Annotated in this window: 12 protein-coding genes and 2 pseudogenes; 7 read left to right on the forward strand and 7 right to left on the reverse strand. The window is 51.0% G+C overall.

Features of this window, described 5'->3' with window-relative positions:
• Positions 1 to 87 precede the first annotated feature (87 nt).
• Positions 88 to 465, forward strand: coding sequence for a hypothetical protein (locus ABGT73_RS11315; protein WP_346669787.1), 378 nt, complete (start codon positions 88 to 90; stop codon positions 463 to 465).
• Positions 422 to 895: a hypothetical protein gene (locus tag ABGT73_RS11320; protein WP_346669788.1), complete on the forward strand. Its 474-nt coding sequence runs from the start codon at positions 422 to 424 to the stop codon at positions 893 to 895. The genes ABGT73_RS11315 and ABGT73_RS11320 overlap by 44 nt, the downstream gene beginning before the upstream one ends.
• Positions 896 to 921: 26 nt before the next feature.
• Here the strand turns inward: ABGT73_RS11320 and ABGT73_RS11325 are convergent, their stop codons facing one another.
• Both ABGT73_RS11325 and ABGT73_RS11330 read right to left on the reverse strand, forming a co-directional pair.
• A complete protein-coding gene (locus tag ABGT73_RS11325) occupies positions 922 to 2,670 on the reverse strand; it encodes a peptidoglycan DD-metalloendopeptidase family protein (protein WP_346669789.1) in 1,749 nt (582 codons plus the stop codon).
• A 79-nt stretch (positions 2,671 to 2,749) separates the two neighbouring features.
• Positions 2,750 to 3,904 (reverse strand): ComEC/Rec2 family competence protein, encoded by a 1,155-nt coding sequence (locus tag ABGT73_RS11330; RefSeq protein ID WP_346669790.1) that lies wholly within the window; start codon positions 3,902 to 3,904, stop codon positions 2,750 to 2,752.
• A gap of 232 nt (positions 3,905 to 4,136) precedes the next feature.
• On the opposite strand from ABGT73_RS11330, the gene ABGT73_RS11335 reads away from it, so the two are divergent.
• Complete coding sequence (locus ABGT73_RS11335) at positions 4,137 to 4,490, forward strand: helix-turn-helix transcriptional regulator (RefSeq protein WP_317321461.1); 354 nt, start codon at positions 4,137 to 4,139, stop codon at positions 4,488 to 4,490.
• Positions 4,491 to 4,519: 29 nt separating this feature from the next.
• On the opposite strand, the gene ABGT73_RS11340 is transcribed toward ABGT73_RS11335, so the two are convergent.
• Both ABGT73_RS11340 and ltrA read right to left on the reverse strand, forming a co-directional pair.
• Positions 4,520 to 4,774 carry a hypothetical protein gene (locus tag ABGT73_RS11340; RefSeq protein WP_346669791.1) on the reverse strand — a complete coding sequence of 85 codons (255 nt, stop codon included), beginning with the start codon at positions 4,772 to 4,774 and terminating at the stop codon, positions 4,520 to 4,522.
• A 12-nt stretch (positions 4,775 to 4,786) separates the two neighbouring features.
• Positions 4,787 to 7,879, reverse strand: a complete 3,093-nt coding sequence (gene ltrA, locus ABGT73_RS11345; RefSeq protein ID WP_346669792.1) for a group II intron reverse transcriptase/maturase — start codon at positions 7,877 to 7,879, stop codon at positions 4,787 to 4,789.
• Positions 7,880 to 8,541: 662 nt separating this feature from the next.
• On the opposite strand from ltrA, the gene ABGT73_RS11350 reads away from it, so the two are divergent.
• The 4 genes from ABGT73_RS11350 to ABGT73_RS11365 all read left to right on the forward strand — a co-directional run bounded on the left by ABGT73_RS11350 (position 8,542) and on the right by ABGT73_RS11365 (position 10,570).
• Positions 8,542 to 9,225 (forward strand): LexA family transcriptional regulator, encoded by a 684-nt coding sequence (locus ABGT73_RS11350; RefSeq protein WP_346669793.1) that lies wholly within the window; start codon positions 8,542 to 8,544, stop codon positions 9,223 to 9,225.
• Between the two features lie 42 nt (positions 9,226 to 9,267).
• Positions 9,268 to 9,870, forward strand: a complete 603-nt coding sequence (locus tag ABGT73_RS11355) for an SOS response-associated peptidase (RefSeq protein ID WP_346669794.1) — start codon at positions 9,268 to 9,270, stop codon at positions 9,868 to 9,870.
• A 12-nt stretch (positions 9,871 to 9,882) separates the two neighbouring features.
• Positions 9,883 to 10,260: a hypothetical protein gene (locus ABGT73_RS11360; protein WP_346669795.1), complete on the forward strand. Its 378-nt coding sequence runs from the start codon at positions 9,883 to 9,885 to the stop codon at positions 10,258 to 10,260.
• A gap of 103 nt (positions 10,261 to 10,363) precedes the next feature.
• Positions 10,364 to 10,570 (forward strand): hypothetical protein, encoded by a 207-nt coding sequence (locus tag ABGT73_RS11365; protein ID WP_346669796.1) that lies wholly within the window; start codon positions 10,364 to 10,366, stop codon positions 10,568 to 10,570.
• A 56-nt stretch (positions 10,571 to 10,626) separates the two neighbouring features.
• Here ABGT73_RS11365 and ABGT73_RS11370 read toward each other — a convergent pair.
• The 3 genes and pseudogenes from ABGT73_RS11370 to ABGT73_RS11380 form a co-directional block, all read right to left on the reverse strand.
• Positions 10,627 to 11,982: pseudogene (locus ABGT73_RS11370) on the reverse strand (TraE family protein); the annotation flags it as partial.
• A gap of 41 nt (positions 11,983 to 12,023) precedes the next feature.
• Positions 12,024 to 12,431 (reverse strand): annotated as a pseudogene (locus tag ABGT73_RS11375) (plasmid segregation actin-type ATPase ParM); the annotation flags it as partial.
• A 238-nt stretch (positions 12,432 to 12,669) separates the two neighbouring features.
• On the reverse strand, positions 12,670 to 14,934 hold the full coding sequence (locus ABGT73_RS11380) for an alpha-amylase family glycosyl hydrolase (RefSeq protein ID WP_346669797.1): 2,265 nt from the start codon (positions 14,932 to 14,934) through the stop codon (positions 12,670 to 12,672).
• Positions 14,935 to 14,937: the final 3 nt, after the last annotated feature.

Raw genomic sequence — 14,937 nt, forward strand, 5'->3', positions numbered from 1 at the left:
GGAGGAGATTGCGTATGCGCAGGGAAAAAACCGCCGGGGCGGCAAAAAGGCGCATGGCTTTTCAGTATGCTGCTGGCGGTATGACTGATGATCGCGGCCCTTCCCCTGTCCGTTTCGGCGGCGGGGGAATATGTGCCAGGGAACCCCCGCTGGTCGGGCTACCAAAACCAGGTGCAGTGGGGCCGGCCGGCAGGAGCGGCCTCCGGCGATAGCTTTGAATACGAGGCACAGCTGCTGCTGGGCGACGATGTGGTCGAGTCCAAGGCAGTGGAAATCGACACCTATTTGTTTTTCACAAACGATGTGGTGACGCGGCCGCAGGAGGAGTACACCATACGGGTGCGTGCCAGATGGATCATGATCGTGGGCGACCCGGACGGCCAGTATATGGTGGCGGACGTCGGAGAAGCCGAACCGCCCCATGAGCACAGCTGTTGCCATACAGAACCCCTTGGATTCCATTGAAAACGCTGACGGTGAAACTGCGTTCCGTCTGAGCCGCTGTATGCTGGAATACTTCTGCACAACACATCCTGACATCTACGACCAGATTGTTTATCGTGAAACACATGATGGCTTCATGCGGAATTATACAGTCATTCCGGTCTCGGACTTTCTTGATTTTACGGCCACTCATCTCGGCTTGGATACACTCGACCTTTTCAAAAGTGCGATACCAGAAGACGACGATGTCGTCCGTTTTGACTTGGAAGAAGGTCAGATTCTGTTTGTACCATCAATGGAAAGTGCGGCTTCGGAATTCGACGCTGGGCATGTAGAGATTGAAGATAACGTCATGCGGCTGTATGCCAATTCTGAAAGCAAAGGCAATCGGGTTTATGTATTCGATATTTCCGACGGCATTGATCAGTACCGGCTGATAAGGGTCGACTGACATCATAGTTAAGAACAGAGAGCGCACTACCCCACCAACGCTGTCGGGTCTGTGCGCTGACCGTCGATGTAGGCTTCAAAATGCAAATGACTACCCGTTGCTCGGCCAGTATGCCCCACATAAGCAATAACCTGTCCCGCCTGTACCTGCTGCCCCACGGTGACGCAGATGCTGGAGCAATGTGCATACAAGGTTTCCATTCCATTTCCGTGATCCAGTTTCACATGGTATCCGTAACTACCGCCCCAACTGTCGGTGGCATTGGCGATTGTTACGGTACCGGCTGCAGCAGCCAGGATGGGAGTCCCTTCCGGAGCGGAGATGTCGGTACCGCTATGGTAACTGCTTTCTCCACTGATTGGATCGGTGCGATACCCAAACGGAGAAGTAATGCTTCCCGCAATGGGAAGTGGCCATTGTAAGCTCCCGTCACCCGTGCCGGTAAATCCCGGCGTCATAATGTCCCCGCTCCCCTGCACGAAGCCACCCAGGAGTTCACCCCAAAGGATTGTGGTATCTTCTCCTGACAGAAGTGTCAGGTATTCATTTTGTCTGTCGGTAAAGTGGTATGTGTCACGCATCTCGTCAGGTGTATGGTGGGTCATTTCAATGATCAGGACGGTTTCGGTAATGGTTGTGGTTTCTGTCTCACCTTCCTCATTTGTTTGTTCCACCTCCTGGGTTTGGCTTTCGGTGCGCCAGTCCAGTTCGTTCATATTCCAAAGGACGGTGCGCAGCCGATCCACGTTGTCCTCATCCAGATAGGCAACGGCAGCACCATTGGCATCCCCTGATGTTTGAGACGCAAAGACCGCCAGGACATCCTGCCACGCAATGGCATAGCTTCCATCGTTGGACTCGATCTCCTGGCGGTCATAGTCTACACTGTTTTCGATTTCTTCCAGCCGGTCCCGATATTCTTCGGTTAGCTGTTCCACGGCATCCTGCACACTGATAGCATTCTCGTCCGGAGACTCTGCGGCGAAGAAGATCCCATAACCTGATCCCACCACAAGGGCAATTAAACAGATCAGCAGGATGACAAACACGGTTACCCAGCCACCAGCAATCAGTGCAGCCGCAAGGCTCTGCAGAGCGGCCAACAGATGCTGAATCGCCGAGCGTATCACTGCAATTACCTTTTTGGCTGCTTCTGCACTTTCCCGTGCGGCCTGCTGAGCCCGATAGATTGTTCGCTGTGTGCGTTGTGCTGCTTGTCTTGCCTGTTTCTCTTTGCGGGCGGTATTGGCAGCCGTGCGGAGTTGTTTTTGATCTCTATCGACACCGCGTACCCCTCGGGTAGATTTCTTGATCCGTTGCTGGCGCACTCTGACATCGCGGCTTTGCTTCTGAGCAGTTCGTCGTTTCTGCGCCTTCTTGGCGTTTGCTTGCGGATCGGAGCTGGAGTTTTCTCGGGCTGTGGCTTTCTTCTCGCCCGGTTCCGGGGCATCCCCATACATGGGATCATCCTGCGGCGGTTCATCCGGCTCATTTTTGCGAGTGAAACGATCTTTGGCAACGGTACCTGTTTTCCTCAATGCAAAGAGAGCTCCATCTTCCAGATGGTCCTCTGCTTGCTGGACAGCGTATTCTTCCATTTCCTGTGCGGAAGCGTAGTCGCTGCCGGACCGTGTGCGCGTTGCCGAAATTGCTTTTTCCTTGCTTTTCAGCCATGCTTCTCGTGCAAGGGTTTTCGGCAGCCGGTTTACAACATGCTCTTTTGGCACTCGGCCAGAAGGTTTCTGCTTGGGTTCTTTGTGGGTATTCTCTTTCATTGCATCACCTGCTTTTTGAAAATATTATATAAAGGGCGGCCACCTGCTTTTCCGGCAGGTAGCCGCCCTTCATCTATATCTAAGGATTACATCGGCCACAGGCCGTATAGCCTCTGGCAATCAATTCATCTCGGGAAGCATCTGTAAACTCCTTGTTCTTTTCGCTCATCTGATCGACACTGGGCCAATCCGGAAAATGAAACTTTTTGGTGTGAGTGTTCAGCACATACTGTGCGGTCTGCGGTACAGTTGTGGAGAGTGGCTTTTCAGCGATGGCTTGGTTGCCGGCGCTCCAGTCTTGACAGGGTTCCGTGCTGAACCAACATTTCTGACCATCTGAATAGACAGTGACTTCTCCCTGCTGATCGGTTCGGTATAGGGTAATTTCATGCTGTTGCAGGGCGTTCAATGTCTGCGCTGTGGGGTGCCCATACGGGTTGTCCTCCCCCACGCTAAGGAATGCATAGGCAGGAGACGCCGCATCCAACAGTTCTTCACTGGTGGAAGAGGAACTACCGTGATGTCCTACCACATATAAATCGCAGGTCAGATCCTGCCCGGAAGCCACCATGTCCTGTTCTGCGTCCTGCTCGGCATCTCCGGTCAGAAGGCATTGGAAATCCCCGTAACAAATGCGCAGACAGAGGGATTCGTCATTGTCCGAATCATAGTCATAATTTTGCGGCCCCACAACCTGGATTTCTGCCTCACCGAGAGAGAAGGTGTCTCCTTTGGCTGGGTGAATCACCGGAACATTCTTTTCTCCCAGCACGGTTTGCAGGGATTGGTAGATTTGCGTGTCAGTGGTGTAGTCGGGCATCAGCGCCTGCTCCACTGGTGTGGTATGAAGCACACCTACCAGACCGCTGATGTGATCCTCATCATAGTGGGAAGCTGCCAGCCATTCAAGTTCTGTTACAGCGTGCTGTTGGAGATAGGCAACCACATAGGAGGACGTGCCGCGACCGCCGCCGTCATAAAGCAGATACTCACCATCGGCCTGAACGAGAATAGAAAGTCCCTGCCCCACATCCAGCATTGTCAGGGAAAAGGATGCCCCATCTTCACGGTTTAATGCAGGAGACTGTTCCGGTTCACTTACCTCCGCTTGCACCACGGGAATACCAGGTGTGGATACCGGTATCTGCTCCTGAGAGTTGGTACAACCTGTAAATGCCAGGAACGCCAAAGAGAGCAAACCGGAAAGGAACCTGACATATCTTTTTTGCAGCATAGAAAGCTCCTTACAGCAGTTATGAATTGTCTTTAGTGTAGAAGATAAGCCGTGCAAAAAACGACGAATTGTGATGTATTTCCCTATAAATGGAGGCTTCCATAAATAGATCACACCGAAAGCTGAATGCGTTTTTTCAAATATTAAACTATGCCCGTAGAATACGGTTATAGATTATTATATTATTTTACGTCCGTAGTTACAATAGAGAAAAATCGACGGAGGGCGTTTTATGGAACTAGATTACAAGGCAATCGGGAAACGCATCAAAGTCGCTCGTATCCGTATGGAAATCACACAAGAGCAATTGGCTGACAAGGTGTCTGTATCCCCGACTCATTTGAGCAATATTGAGACTGGCAGTACCCGTGTAAGCCTGACAACCATCGTGAAGGTTGCCAACGCGTTAAACGTAACCGTAGACGATCTGTTGTGTGACAATTTGGTCAAAGCTCGTCCGCAATTCGAGAGGGATATGCAGTCCTTACTGGATGACTGTAACGACCACGAGGTACGCATCGCTTATAAAGTTGCGAAAGCTGCTGTAGAAGCCGTACGGTCTGACGAAAAATTGAACCAGCAGTAAAAAGGAGCAGTCCGTAGACTGCTCCTTTTTTATACTTTGGCTTCCACAAACCAACGTCCCTTCTCAAACCAGAGCTTCTTCTCCTGACCGGCTATGACACAAAGATACCGATCTCCCACGCCGCCTACCTCTGCAGCCCGCCTGCTCACGTCCTTGACGGCATCGATTTCATAGATTTGCTCGGGGCCATACCGTATAGCTAATGGCCGAAGGTGTCCATCCACTTCAAAACGTACATCAACCGTTACATACCGCTTCTCACGTTTGGTAATTTGTCGTGCCATGCAGATGCCTCCTTATCCCGCATTGAAAAATCCCACCGGATGGACGGTATGGTCATCCTTGGGGTTTATTTTACTCAACTGGTTGTCCGTATAGACAATCGCTCTCTGTACACAGGTATACCCATACCGCTCTCTGACATTATCTACAGCCTTGTCGATGCGTTCCAGCTTTTCCCGTTTTTCTTCATTGCTGAAAAATCCAAGCTGAACAGCACAGTCCTCCGGCACGAGTCCTGCTCCGCGCACACCTACACCGCGCAAAGGCTTTCCCCAACGGTAATTGGCCTTGAACAGCGCAAACGCCTCCCGCGCAATTTCCAGGGCTACATTGGTCGGAGTTTCTATTTTGCGCTGGCGCACAAATCCACAGAGATCACTGTCCCGCACCGATACTTCCACTACCGTGCATTTCATGGCGAGTTCCCGCATCCGCATGGCTACACTCTCACTCATGATGTTCAACATCAACCATACATCCGTATCATTCATCAGGTCTCGTGGTGTGGTTCCACTATTTCCAACACTTTTGATGGCTGCTCTGTGGTCCAGCTTGGCAACTGGTGAAGTATCCAGACCACGGGCGAAAGCAGAAAGTGCGTAGCCTACCTTGCCGAACCACCCTTGTAAGGTTTTTGGATTGGTCTCTGCCAGCTGGCCGATGGTTCTGATACCATAGGAATTCAATTTTCGTTGAGTAGCCGGCCCCACGTACAATAAGTCTTGTACGGGAAGCGGGTAAGCAATTTCTTGGTAGTTGTCGGGCTCAATGCGCGTGATCCCGTCGGTTTTTTTGTAGTCACTGCCCAATTTTGCCGTAACTTTATTGTTGGAAACGCCGATACTCACTGTGATGCCCAGTTCCTTCTTGACCCGTGTGCTGATTTCTTTGGCAATAGTCATCGGGCTGCCAAACAGGCCCGTGCTACCGGAAACATCGACCCAGCTTTCATCCAGGCCGAACCCTTCGATCTGGTCGCTGTAATCTTGCAGAATTTCCCGCACGTAACCGCTATACCGCATATACTCGGTGTAATGAGGCGGAACAATGATCAGGTCACGACAGCACTGCCGTGCTTGCCAGATGGCCATGCCGGTCTTAACTCCCATCCATTTTGCAGGATAATTGGCCGTCAGTACAATACCGTGACGATCTTCTTTGCTTCCGCAAACTGCAATGCGCTTTCCCCGCAACTGAGGATTTTCCTGCATCTCTACACTTGCATAGTCGGGTAAGAGATAGGCATTACTGCCCACCCCTCCCCTAAGAACCGTACGTGACAGTTTCCCGTCATACGGCTCAAGCCTTTCAAAGCCTATTACTGCCGCAATAAGCCGGTCGCAAGAATGGAAAAGAATGATTTTCCTGTGACAACTTGGATGAACCAAATAGTTCATCGTACGCATTCCATCGGTGTATTTGTGACACCGCGCACCAGTTTCCAGGGTTAAACGCTCACCGCAAAGCGCGCAGCGCCCTTTCTGAATTCGGAAGATTTTCCTGAGCGTAGCATTGCCTTTTACACTGATACGCATTTTATCCGTTTCCCGTTCTTCAAAATACAGCTGCCATTCCTCATCATAGGGATTGGCTCCGTCCTGAATTTTGGGATAGCGAGCAATTTTCACATCGTTCGCGTATTCCAAGGCATAGTACCCTGTACTGCCATCTGCTCTCCGCCATTGGACAGAAAATGTCCAGGTACGATTACCAATGCGATGGAAATATCGTTGGGCGATCCAGCGACTTCCTTTGTTAGGATGCCGTCTTTTTGCCCATTTCCACAATGCTTGGTAAATCTGAAAGTCGGCATGGTGAAACACCCTGGAAGCGACGTTAAAACGGTGGAAGTTTGTCCATCCTCGGATAATAGGGTTCAGTTTGGCAATGAGGTCTTGTTGGCGTGCCATCCGATTGGCCCGAACCACCGCTCGAATTTTAGCGAGAAACGCTTTTTCGGATGTTTTGGATGGCCGTGTAAGCAATTTTCCTTTGAACTTTCGGATGTTACATCCCAAGAAATCAAACCCATCTTCGATATGCGTAATCTTGGTTTTTTCTTCTGACAGGGTAAGGCCTCGCTCCTGGAGGAATTGCCGGATGAGTGGTTTTACTTGTTCATCCAGCAGCTCGGGACTTTCTCCCGTCACAATAAAGTCGTCGGCATATCGAGTAAAGTTGACTTTTGGATTGTACATCCGACCGTTCCTGTAGTTGCGCACGAATCTCTCTTTCAGTAAGGGCTCCAATCCATCCAGCGTCATGTTACAAAGTACAGTCGAAATCGTACCGCCCTGCGGGGTGCCTTCTTCCGAATTGTGGAAGATACCGCCATCCACGAAACCGCTCTTTAGAAATTTTCCAAGGATTTCTTTGTCCATCGGAATATTATCCAGCAGCCATTTGTGGCTGATATGATCAAAGCATCCTTTGATGTCTCCCTCCAGAATCCAAGCCGGTGATGTGCCGCGGCTTAGACTTGTGAAGCAGTGTTCAATGGCATCTTGCACGCAACGTCCTTTGCGAAATCCGTATGAGTGAGCATCTGCCGTTGTTTCCGCAACGGGGTCGAGCGCGAACCTGTACAAGGTTTGCATGGCTCTGTCTGTCATGGTTGGAATGCTGAGGGGACGAAGCTTCCCGTTTTTCTTTGGTCTATACACACGCCGAAGCGGTAACGGTCGGTAGCCGTGTCGTTTTAATTTTCCGATCGCTTTCAATTTACCGTCGGGGGTGTCCCAAAGTTCATGGTCAACACCGGAAGTTCGTTTCCCTCTGTTTTCTGTCACTTGTTTCACTGCGAGCACTTTCGCATAATACGAGTGCGTCAGTGTCCATTGCAGGGCTTTGACCTTGCCCCACTTTCTTTCCTTTACGGCCTTTGCAATACGCATTTGCAGTTTCTTCACGCACTTTTCTGCATTGGCAAAGTCAATGTCTTGCCAGTGCTGACCGACGCGAGGAGTCGCACACAGTTTCCTGTTCATCTGCTTTACCCCTTTCAGAAATTTCTCAAATTCTCTTGCAAAGAAAGACCAGACGGAAGTCTGCACCCTTTCGGGCAAGGTAATGTTGCAACCTCTATCCCGGCCGTTACAGCCAGGCATTCGCTTTTTCCGTCCTCCTGTACCCGCACCTTCATTAGCGTCCCTCGCGGGAAACCTTCCATACAGTTATGGGAAGGTACGGGCTTACCACGTTCCACCTGATCGATACAGATAACGTAGACTCTGCCTTTTCGCCGGAAGCCATTCGACCGTGTGTTCCTATGCATTCAGAGGAACATCCGACTTCAGCCCCGTTTTGGGTCAGGCCTGACAGCAACTTTGGCCTGTTCTGCAATAACGACGTTTATCAGCAGTTCAGATTTCTTAGTCATATTATCTTCGCCTGCTCCCTGACTGTATCGTTGCTAACAGTCTTGCGGCTTCCTCGCGGTTGCCGCTCCTTCTCATTCAGAGAAAGGGCTACTGTGTCCCGTTCCGTTTCCTCATGGGCATTACTGAACACTTTGTGAACGGTAGGCGCCGCCGACGGCACAGCGGGTCCTCTCATTTGGAGGACAATCAATCAAGTGACTTGCGTGTCACACGAAGCAGTTACAGTCACAATGCAAAATGTGCCGTTGCCTGGTCATAGTCATTCCCCCTTACGTCCATTATATTTACATGTTATTTCAATTTCAATACTCCATTTTTGAAAATCCATGTAAACGTACCATTGACTTTACAATTACAGCAGTGGTATACTATGAGTGAGGTGAACTACCATGAGCTGGAATGACAGAATCAAACAGGCCCGGGAAGCCCAAAAACTTACTCGTGAGCAAGTTGTGACCCGGATGCGGGAATTTCTTCCCCATGAAAAAAGTGTAGCCACCCGTACCCTTGTATCCTGGGAGAGCGGCGACACAGAGCCGCGGGTCACTCAGGCAATTGCCTTGGCTCATGCGCTGGGATATCGAGAGGTATCTGATCTGTTCAACGAATCCGAAGGCCCCCAGCTCAACCATTTGGGTATGAACCGTCTAGAAGAGTACCGGGATCTGTTGCTGCGCTCTCCTCAGTTTTGTGAGGACATTCATCCCACGATTCGTGTTCTTCCCGTTTATTTGCAACCAGCTTCGGCCGGCACGGGTCAGTGGTTGGATGATGATCTTGCCGAGCAGATGGAGGTAGACGACTCTGTCCCCTCCCGCGCGGAATTTGGTGTTCGCCTAGCCGGTAACTCTATGGAACCTCGTTTCGCAGATGGGCAGATTGTCTGGGCCCGAGCCAGTGAAACAGCCGAAAACGGTTCCATTATTCTTTGTGTTTTGAACGGCCAAGGATATTGCAAAAAACTAAAATGTGACGAACACGGCGTTGCGCTGATTTCGCTGAATCCCGCTTATCAGCCTATTCCCATTGGTGCAGAAGACGAGTTTCATATTGCCGGAATCGTGGTTGGGTAATAAGTACACAAGAATTGGTTTTGACTGCGAGGTGAAAATCCAATGTGTGGTCGGTATTTGTTTTCTACTAAAGAGAATCGAGAATTTCAGAGAATCATACAGGATGCGCAGCGCCGCAGTGTGCAGCACGGCGAACTGAATTTTCCTATGGCCGGAGATATTGCCCCTACAGCCACGGCACCAGTTCTTATCGCAAGCGGTAACAAAGTAGTCGCAGAATTTCAGCGTTGGGGCATACCTGGCTGGCGCGGTGGTCTGATGATCAATGCCCGCTCCGAAACGGTCTGCGAGAAGCCTATGTTCCGCAAAAGCATGGCTGCGCAGCGCTGTGTGATTCCTGCCAGTGGGTACTACGAATGGGACGCGGGGAAGCACAAATACTTCTTCCAGATTCCAGGGAAACCAATCTATCTGGCCGGGATCTACGACAATATTGAGGGGATCAACTGTTATGTTGTGTTGACCACTGTGCCTAATGCATCTGTTTCAGATATTCATGACCGCATGCCGCTGATTCTGTCCCACGAACAGGTACGCCCCTGGTTAACTGATCCTCAAGCAGCACTACGCCTGCTTACCATTGTTCCACCGCTGTTGCAATACACTCGTGAAGATGGGCAATTAAGTTTTGAAGATTTAGCATAAAGGAGGTTGTCCATGAACGCGAATAAGCAGAAGCACGAGATTGAGCGAGTTCTGACAGTGTTTAAGCCGTACCTGGCTAAAGCCGATTTTATGGACTATCTCTGGTGTGACAAACTACAGCATTATGTGTTTTTGTTTATTGACCATACCCGGAGTTCCATTGAAGAATCTGAACTTGTAGATTCAGCTGATATGATCTGTGAGCGGGTGTATTGGGAAATGGGCAATGACATATTGCTAGACCACAATTGCGAAGGCCCGATTGGCGATGCTCCAAAAATCATACAGGATGAATTTTGTAAGAAAGTACAACCGTACGATTCTCAGCTGCCTGAATATCACGCTTTACTCGAGCACATGTTACACACACCATCCACAAGGGATTCCTAACTACCGTGCGGCTTTCTTTCTGCCGGATATATTAGTCGGTTGCATCTGATACCGTCCTATGTTATGCTGATACAGGTAAATCCAGATCAGAGGTGTTTTTGCTGTGAATATCATGATTAGTTCCATGGAATATGATTTTCATACACTGGTCAAGGTGGCCGAGATGGCAGGACTTGCCGGTGTCATCACGTTTCATCAGTCGGATGATGACTATCTGGTCACCTTTCCAGACTGCGAAGATGCCTCAAAGATGGTCGCGGATTTTCGCGCGCGGCTGCGTGGACTGGAAAACAACATTTGGAATTATTAATCTTCTGTTTTTGCAGGGTCGCTTCGGCGGCCCTTTATTTTTTTGCTTCATATATTTCATCCTTTCAGTCGCTCGTCGGGCTTAGTGGTCATCAGGCGGTAGAGCTGCGTATCCCTGGGGAAGCTGTTGGTAAAGGGCACCAGATTACCTGCGCAGCGGATCAGCCCGCAGCCAGCCGGCACGTTGGTGATGTACCCCAGCTGGGTGTCCGAAATGTTCAGAAGTTTGGCCAGTTCCGCCCGGTCGGTGGCGCTCTGGTTGAGCATGATCAGGAACTCCGAGTTTGCCAGCATCAACCTGGCCGTATCGGAGCGCAGCAACTCATCCACGTTCTGCGTCATGCCGGTGATCAGGCCGTTGTACTTACGGATGCGCTTCCACAGTTTGTAGAAGAAATTGGCGCTGTACTCGTACCGGAACAGGATGTAGAACTCATCGCAGAAGATCCGGGTGCGGTGCCCTCGCTTCCAGTTCTGGATCACACGGTTGTAGATGGCATCCAGCGTCACCAGCATCCCGAGGGGCATCAGCTGCTCGCCCAGTTCCCGGATATCGTAGACAATGATGCGCGCCTTGGTATCCACGTTGGTGGGCTGGGCAAAGGTGCCCAGGGTGCCTGTGATGAAGAGTTCGGAGGAGATGGCCAGCCCCTGCGCTTCCGGTTCCGGCTGCATCTTGAGCAGGCGGTAGAAATCTTTCAGAGTGGGGACCGCCCCCTTATACCCGTTGCGGACATAGGGCATATAGACCTGCTCCGTGCAGCGGCCCAGGATGGATTTTTCCTTGGCCGTGACCAGCCCGCTGCCGATCAGCTGCTCAAACAGGGACAGCACAAACTCGCTTTTGGACACAATGGGGTTGCGCTCGTCACCATAGGCGCGGTCCATATCCAGCGCATTGATGTGGGTGTCCGATGTAGCCGAGATGCGGATGACCTCGCCGCCGAAGGCTTCCACCAGATGTCCGAACTCGGATTCCACGTCCAGGATCAAAATATCATCCTCCGTGGACAGGGCGATCTGCGCGATCTCCTCTTTGGCGCTCATGGACTTGCCGGAGCCGGATACGCCCAGGCGGAAGCTGTTGCCGTTAAGCAGCTGTCGGCGATCCACCACGATGCGGTTCCGGCTGACGGTGTTCTGACCATAGTAGAGTCCATGGCTCTGCATAATTTCCTGGGCTCGGAACGGGATGAGTACCGCCGTGCTCTCGGTGGTCAGGGTGCGCAGCGCCTCGATGCGCCGCAGCCCGTAGGGCAGCACAGTGTCCAGACCGTCCCGCTGCTGCCAGCGCAGCGTGGAAAGCTGGCACAGGTGCTTGCGGGCAACGGAAAGCAACGATTCGGTATCATCATCCAGCTGTTCCTTGGTTCCCGCCATGTGGACGAGGGTAACATAGACGGTTCGCCCGTCAGCAGGTCGGGCTGCGTCATGAGCGCCGTGAAGCCTTGGGGGAAGAGAAGCACGTCCTCGATCGTGACGCAGTACGTCTTGCCTTCGTAGCCAAATTTGGTCGGTTGGCCTACATTGCGCAGCAGGTATTTGCGGAAGGCGGGTTTCTCGCGGCCATAGCTGGTCAGGGGCAGCCCTGCCGCGATGGTCACGCTGCCCTCACGGGGCGCGCTGCGGGCCTGCAATTCCTGCGCGATTGCAGCCAGCGTCAGCAGGTAGTAGTTGTCGTTGGCGGTCTTGTCCCGCTGGATCGGCTGCCGCCCGCTGCCGCAAACAAAAAAACACCCGCCGAGCGCAAGCACGTTCTGGCGGGTGTAGGGTTCACGGTCACTGAAAGGTGTAATGCCTGCTGGGAAGGAGCAGTTTCGGGTTTTGATGGCGTAAAAGCCGTGGTCGATGCCAATGATCATGGAAAACCTCGCTTTCTTTGATTTGTATATATTCGTATCTATCTACAAGGCCAGTTTTCCAGCCAAATAGCAATGTGGATAAAGGAAATGAACCCGGTATTCAGCAATGCCAAGCATCGGGTTCTCTGCCTTTAAATACATGTTGTATCAGTTAATTCGTCACAAGAGGGAATGGCGATGGCAGAATTCTGCCATCGCCATTCCCTCTTAATGGGGAGATAACACGCTATGAGATTGATCAGTTCCGCCAATAGTACAGCTCAGTGTCAACGCTGCCTGCACTGTCAGGCGAAGATGTTATAACTCGATTCTCGCCGCTTTCCCATGTGATCGCGCCCGTAGAATCTTTCTTGATGAATTTGAACTCAATTTGGGTTCCAGCGGGGACGCTGACCGGCAGGAACCATTCCGGGTAATTGGGATTCAACAATGCTTCCGTACAGTTATCAGGATCCCAATTGCCGAGTTCCGGGATATTACCAACGATATAGATGTTCTCGCCATAGTTCGTTTCTGCCTGAACATGGAATATCACCTGGTTTTGATCTCCCGACAAAACATTGTATGTAAAACTGTTACTGGTCGCCCCATCCTTTGTGACGGTGATGTCGTTGTACCCAGGCGTCGCATTCTCAGGCACTGTAGTAACGATCTCTGTTGCGCTATTTTCAATGACTGTCGCGGGCGTACCACCAAAATTGACAGTCACATTTCCGTCAAGCCCATCGCCATAGATATATACTTTGTTGCCAGCGCGTCCCATTGTAGAGATCACATTGCCGATCTGTGGTGCGGATGCAGAGCTGTCATACTGCCAGACACAAACCGCGCCGCCAGGAAGCGTGAAAGAGGAAGAATTGTTGATTTCTGTTCCGGAACTAACCGTGATAGACGATCCATCCAGCATACCATTCAGGTAATCGGAATACTCGCCAGCCGGGAGCATTGTCTCAACGCCATCGATGGTAAAACTCGCGTCAGGTTGCCGGTTCACTGCAACCAGCACAACGTCATCATAGAACTGGCGTTCATACACCAAAACATCGTCACTGCTATACCGAATCACGGTCGTTCCGTATGCCAATGCATCGTTATCCTGGCGCAAATCAGACAATTCACCAATCAGCTGATACGCAGTGGTTGTCGTATCAAACGCGCTGTCGGTTTGCATAAAGATCCGGCCGGCAACATCACTGCCATCTGCCGGAACAATATACTGCTCCGTACCATAGTAAATGTTCGGAATGCCGCGGGACGTAAGAAGCGTAGCAAGCGCCGCATTGTAAGTTTTCTGGCTGCGCTGGGTATAGCCGAATCTGCTCACGTCATGGTTGTCAAGGAATGTTACGGTTTGATTTTCGTAATCATAGTCCTCCTGCGTATACTCCATCATGTTTCCAAAATCGGACATCGTGGTCGAGAAATCGCCGAAGGTCGTGGAAGCAGCGCGGTAGTATTCAAAATCCAGATTGTTGATACCGGTCTGCTTTGGGAAATATACATATTCATCGTATTTGGGATCGGGGCGGCCAATAAAGAATTCGCCAAACTGGGTGATGGTGTTGCTGGAGTCAACTGCATCTTTCAGCCCCTTGGCAAACGCTGCATCCATGTGTAGCGTGGCATCGTGCCGGATGCCGTTGATGCCCATGTTTGCCCAGAACAGCGTTGCTTCTTCCAGGTATTCTGCAACTTCCCCATTTTCCTGCGAGAAATCAGCCAGAGACCCCAAGTCTTTATACCGATATCCGAATCTGCTGCTGTCGTCACCTCTGTCTCCCAAGCCGTGGAACCAGCCGTTCGTATCGTTTTGCGGGTCTGCAATCAAATTTTCGACCAGTCCGTCGCCATTGTAGTCATACGGTTCGCCATTTTCGTCAAATGCAAACGAACCATCTTCCTTCCGGTCTGGCTCATAGAGTTTCCCGTCTTCAGGGATATTCCCAGCAGTAGGATTCATTTCACGGCTTGTATGATTTGTCACGAAGTCGATAATCAGTTTGATGCCGTTTTCGTGAAGTGCATCGCGTAATTCTTTGAATTCGTTCAGCGTACCAAAATGTTTGTTGGTGGCAAAATAGTTTCGCACATGGTAACCGTGGAAGCTGGTCCAACGGTCATAGCTGCCGTCGCTCTGATAGTCGATAATTTCGGTGTCACGGTTCTCATATGGAGCGGAAATCCAGACAGCCGTCACCCCCATCCCTTTTAGGTACGGGATCTTTTCGATAATACCAGCCCAGTCGCCTCCTTGGTATAGCTTCAAGTCATCTCCGGTACCATCATAAAGCGTTGCATCAAATCCGTCGGGCACATTGTTACTCGTGTCTCCGTCATAAAAACGGTCGGTAATAATTTGATAGATCACATCCTTCGATGTGACCGGGCCCAGAGCGTCTACGTTTTCTTCCGCTTGGGCAGGCAGCGCCGTCCATAGCAGCATAAACGCCATTAGCAGCGCCAAAATCAGGGAAAGAAGTTTCGTGCTTTTTCTTTGGGTCATAGT

This window comes from uncultured Subdoligranulum sp. (assembly GCF_963931595.1).
Classification (GTDB): domain Bacteria; phylum Bacillota; class Clostridia; order Oscillospirales; family Ruminococcaceae; genus Gemmiger.

What these genes read in the sequence shown, in the direction of transcription:
- ABGT73_RS11315 (WP_346669787.1), top strand. Translation starts at nt 88, where the DNA reads ATGATCGCGGCCCTTCCCCTGTCCGTTTCGGCGGCGGGGGAATATGTG.
- ABGT73_RS11320 (WP_346669788.1), top strand. Translation starts at nt 422, where the DNA reads ATGAGCACAGCTGTTGCCATACAGAACCCCTTGGATTCCATTGAAAAC.
- ABGT73_RS11325 (WP_346669789.1), bottom strand. Translation starts at nt 2,670, where the DNA reads ATGAAAGAGAATACCCACAAAGAACCCAAGCAGAAACCTTCTGGCCGA.
- ABGT73_RS11330 (WP_346669790.1), bottom strand. Translation starts at nt 3,904, where the DNA reads ATGCTGCAAAAAAGATATGTCAGGTTCCTTTCCGGTTTGCTCTCTTTG.
- ABGT73_RS11335 (WP_317321461.1), top strand. Translation starts at nt 4,137, where the DNA reads ATGGAACTAGATTACAAGGCAATCGGGAAACGCATCAAAGTCGCTCGT.
- ABGT73_RS11340 (WP_346669791.1), bottom strand. Translation starts at nt 4,774, where the DNA reads ATGGCACGACAAATTACCAAACGTGAGAAGCGGTATGTAACGGTTGAT.
- ltrA (WP_346669792.1), bottom strand. Translation starts at nt 7,879, where the DNA reads ATGCCTGGCTGTAACGGCCGGGATAGAGGTTGCAACATTACCTTGCCC.
- ABGT73_RS11350 (WP_346669793.1), top strand. Translation starts at nt 8,542, where the DNA reads ATGAGCTGGAATGACAGAATCAAACAGGCCCGGGAAGCCCAAAAACTT.
- ABGT73_RS11355 (WP_346669794.1), top strand. Translation starts at nt 9,268, where the DNA reads ATGTGTGGTCGGTATTTGTTTTCTACTAAAGAGAATCGAGAATTTCAG.
- ABGT73_RS11360 (WP_346669795.1), top strand. Translation starts at nt 9,883, where the DNA reads ATGAACGCGAATAAGCAGAAGCACGAGATTGAGCGAGTTCTGACAGTG.
- ABGT73_RS11380 (WP_346669797.1), bottom strand. Translation starts at nt 14,934, where the DNA reads ATGACCCAAAGAAAAAGCACGAAACTTCTTTCCCTGATTTTGGCGCTG.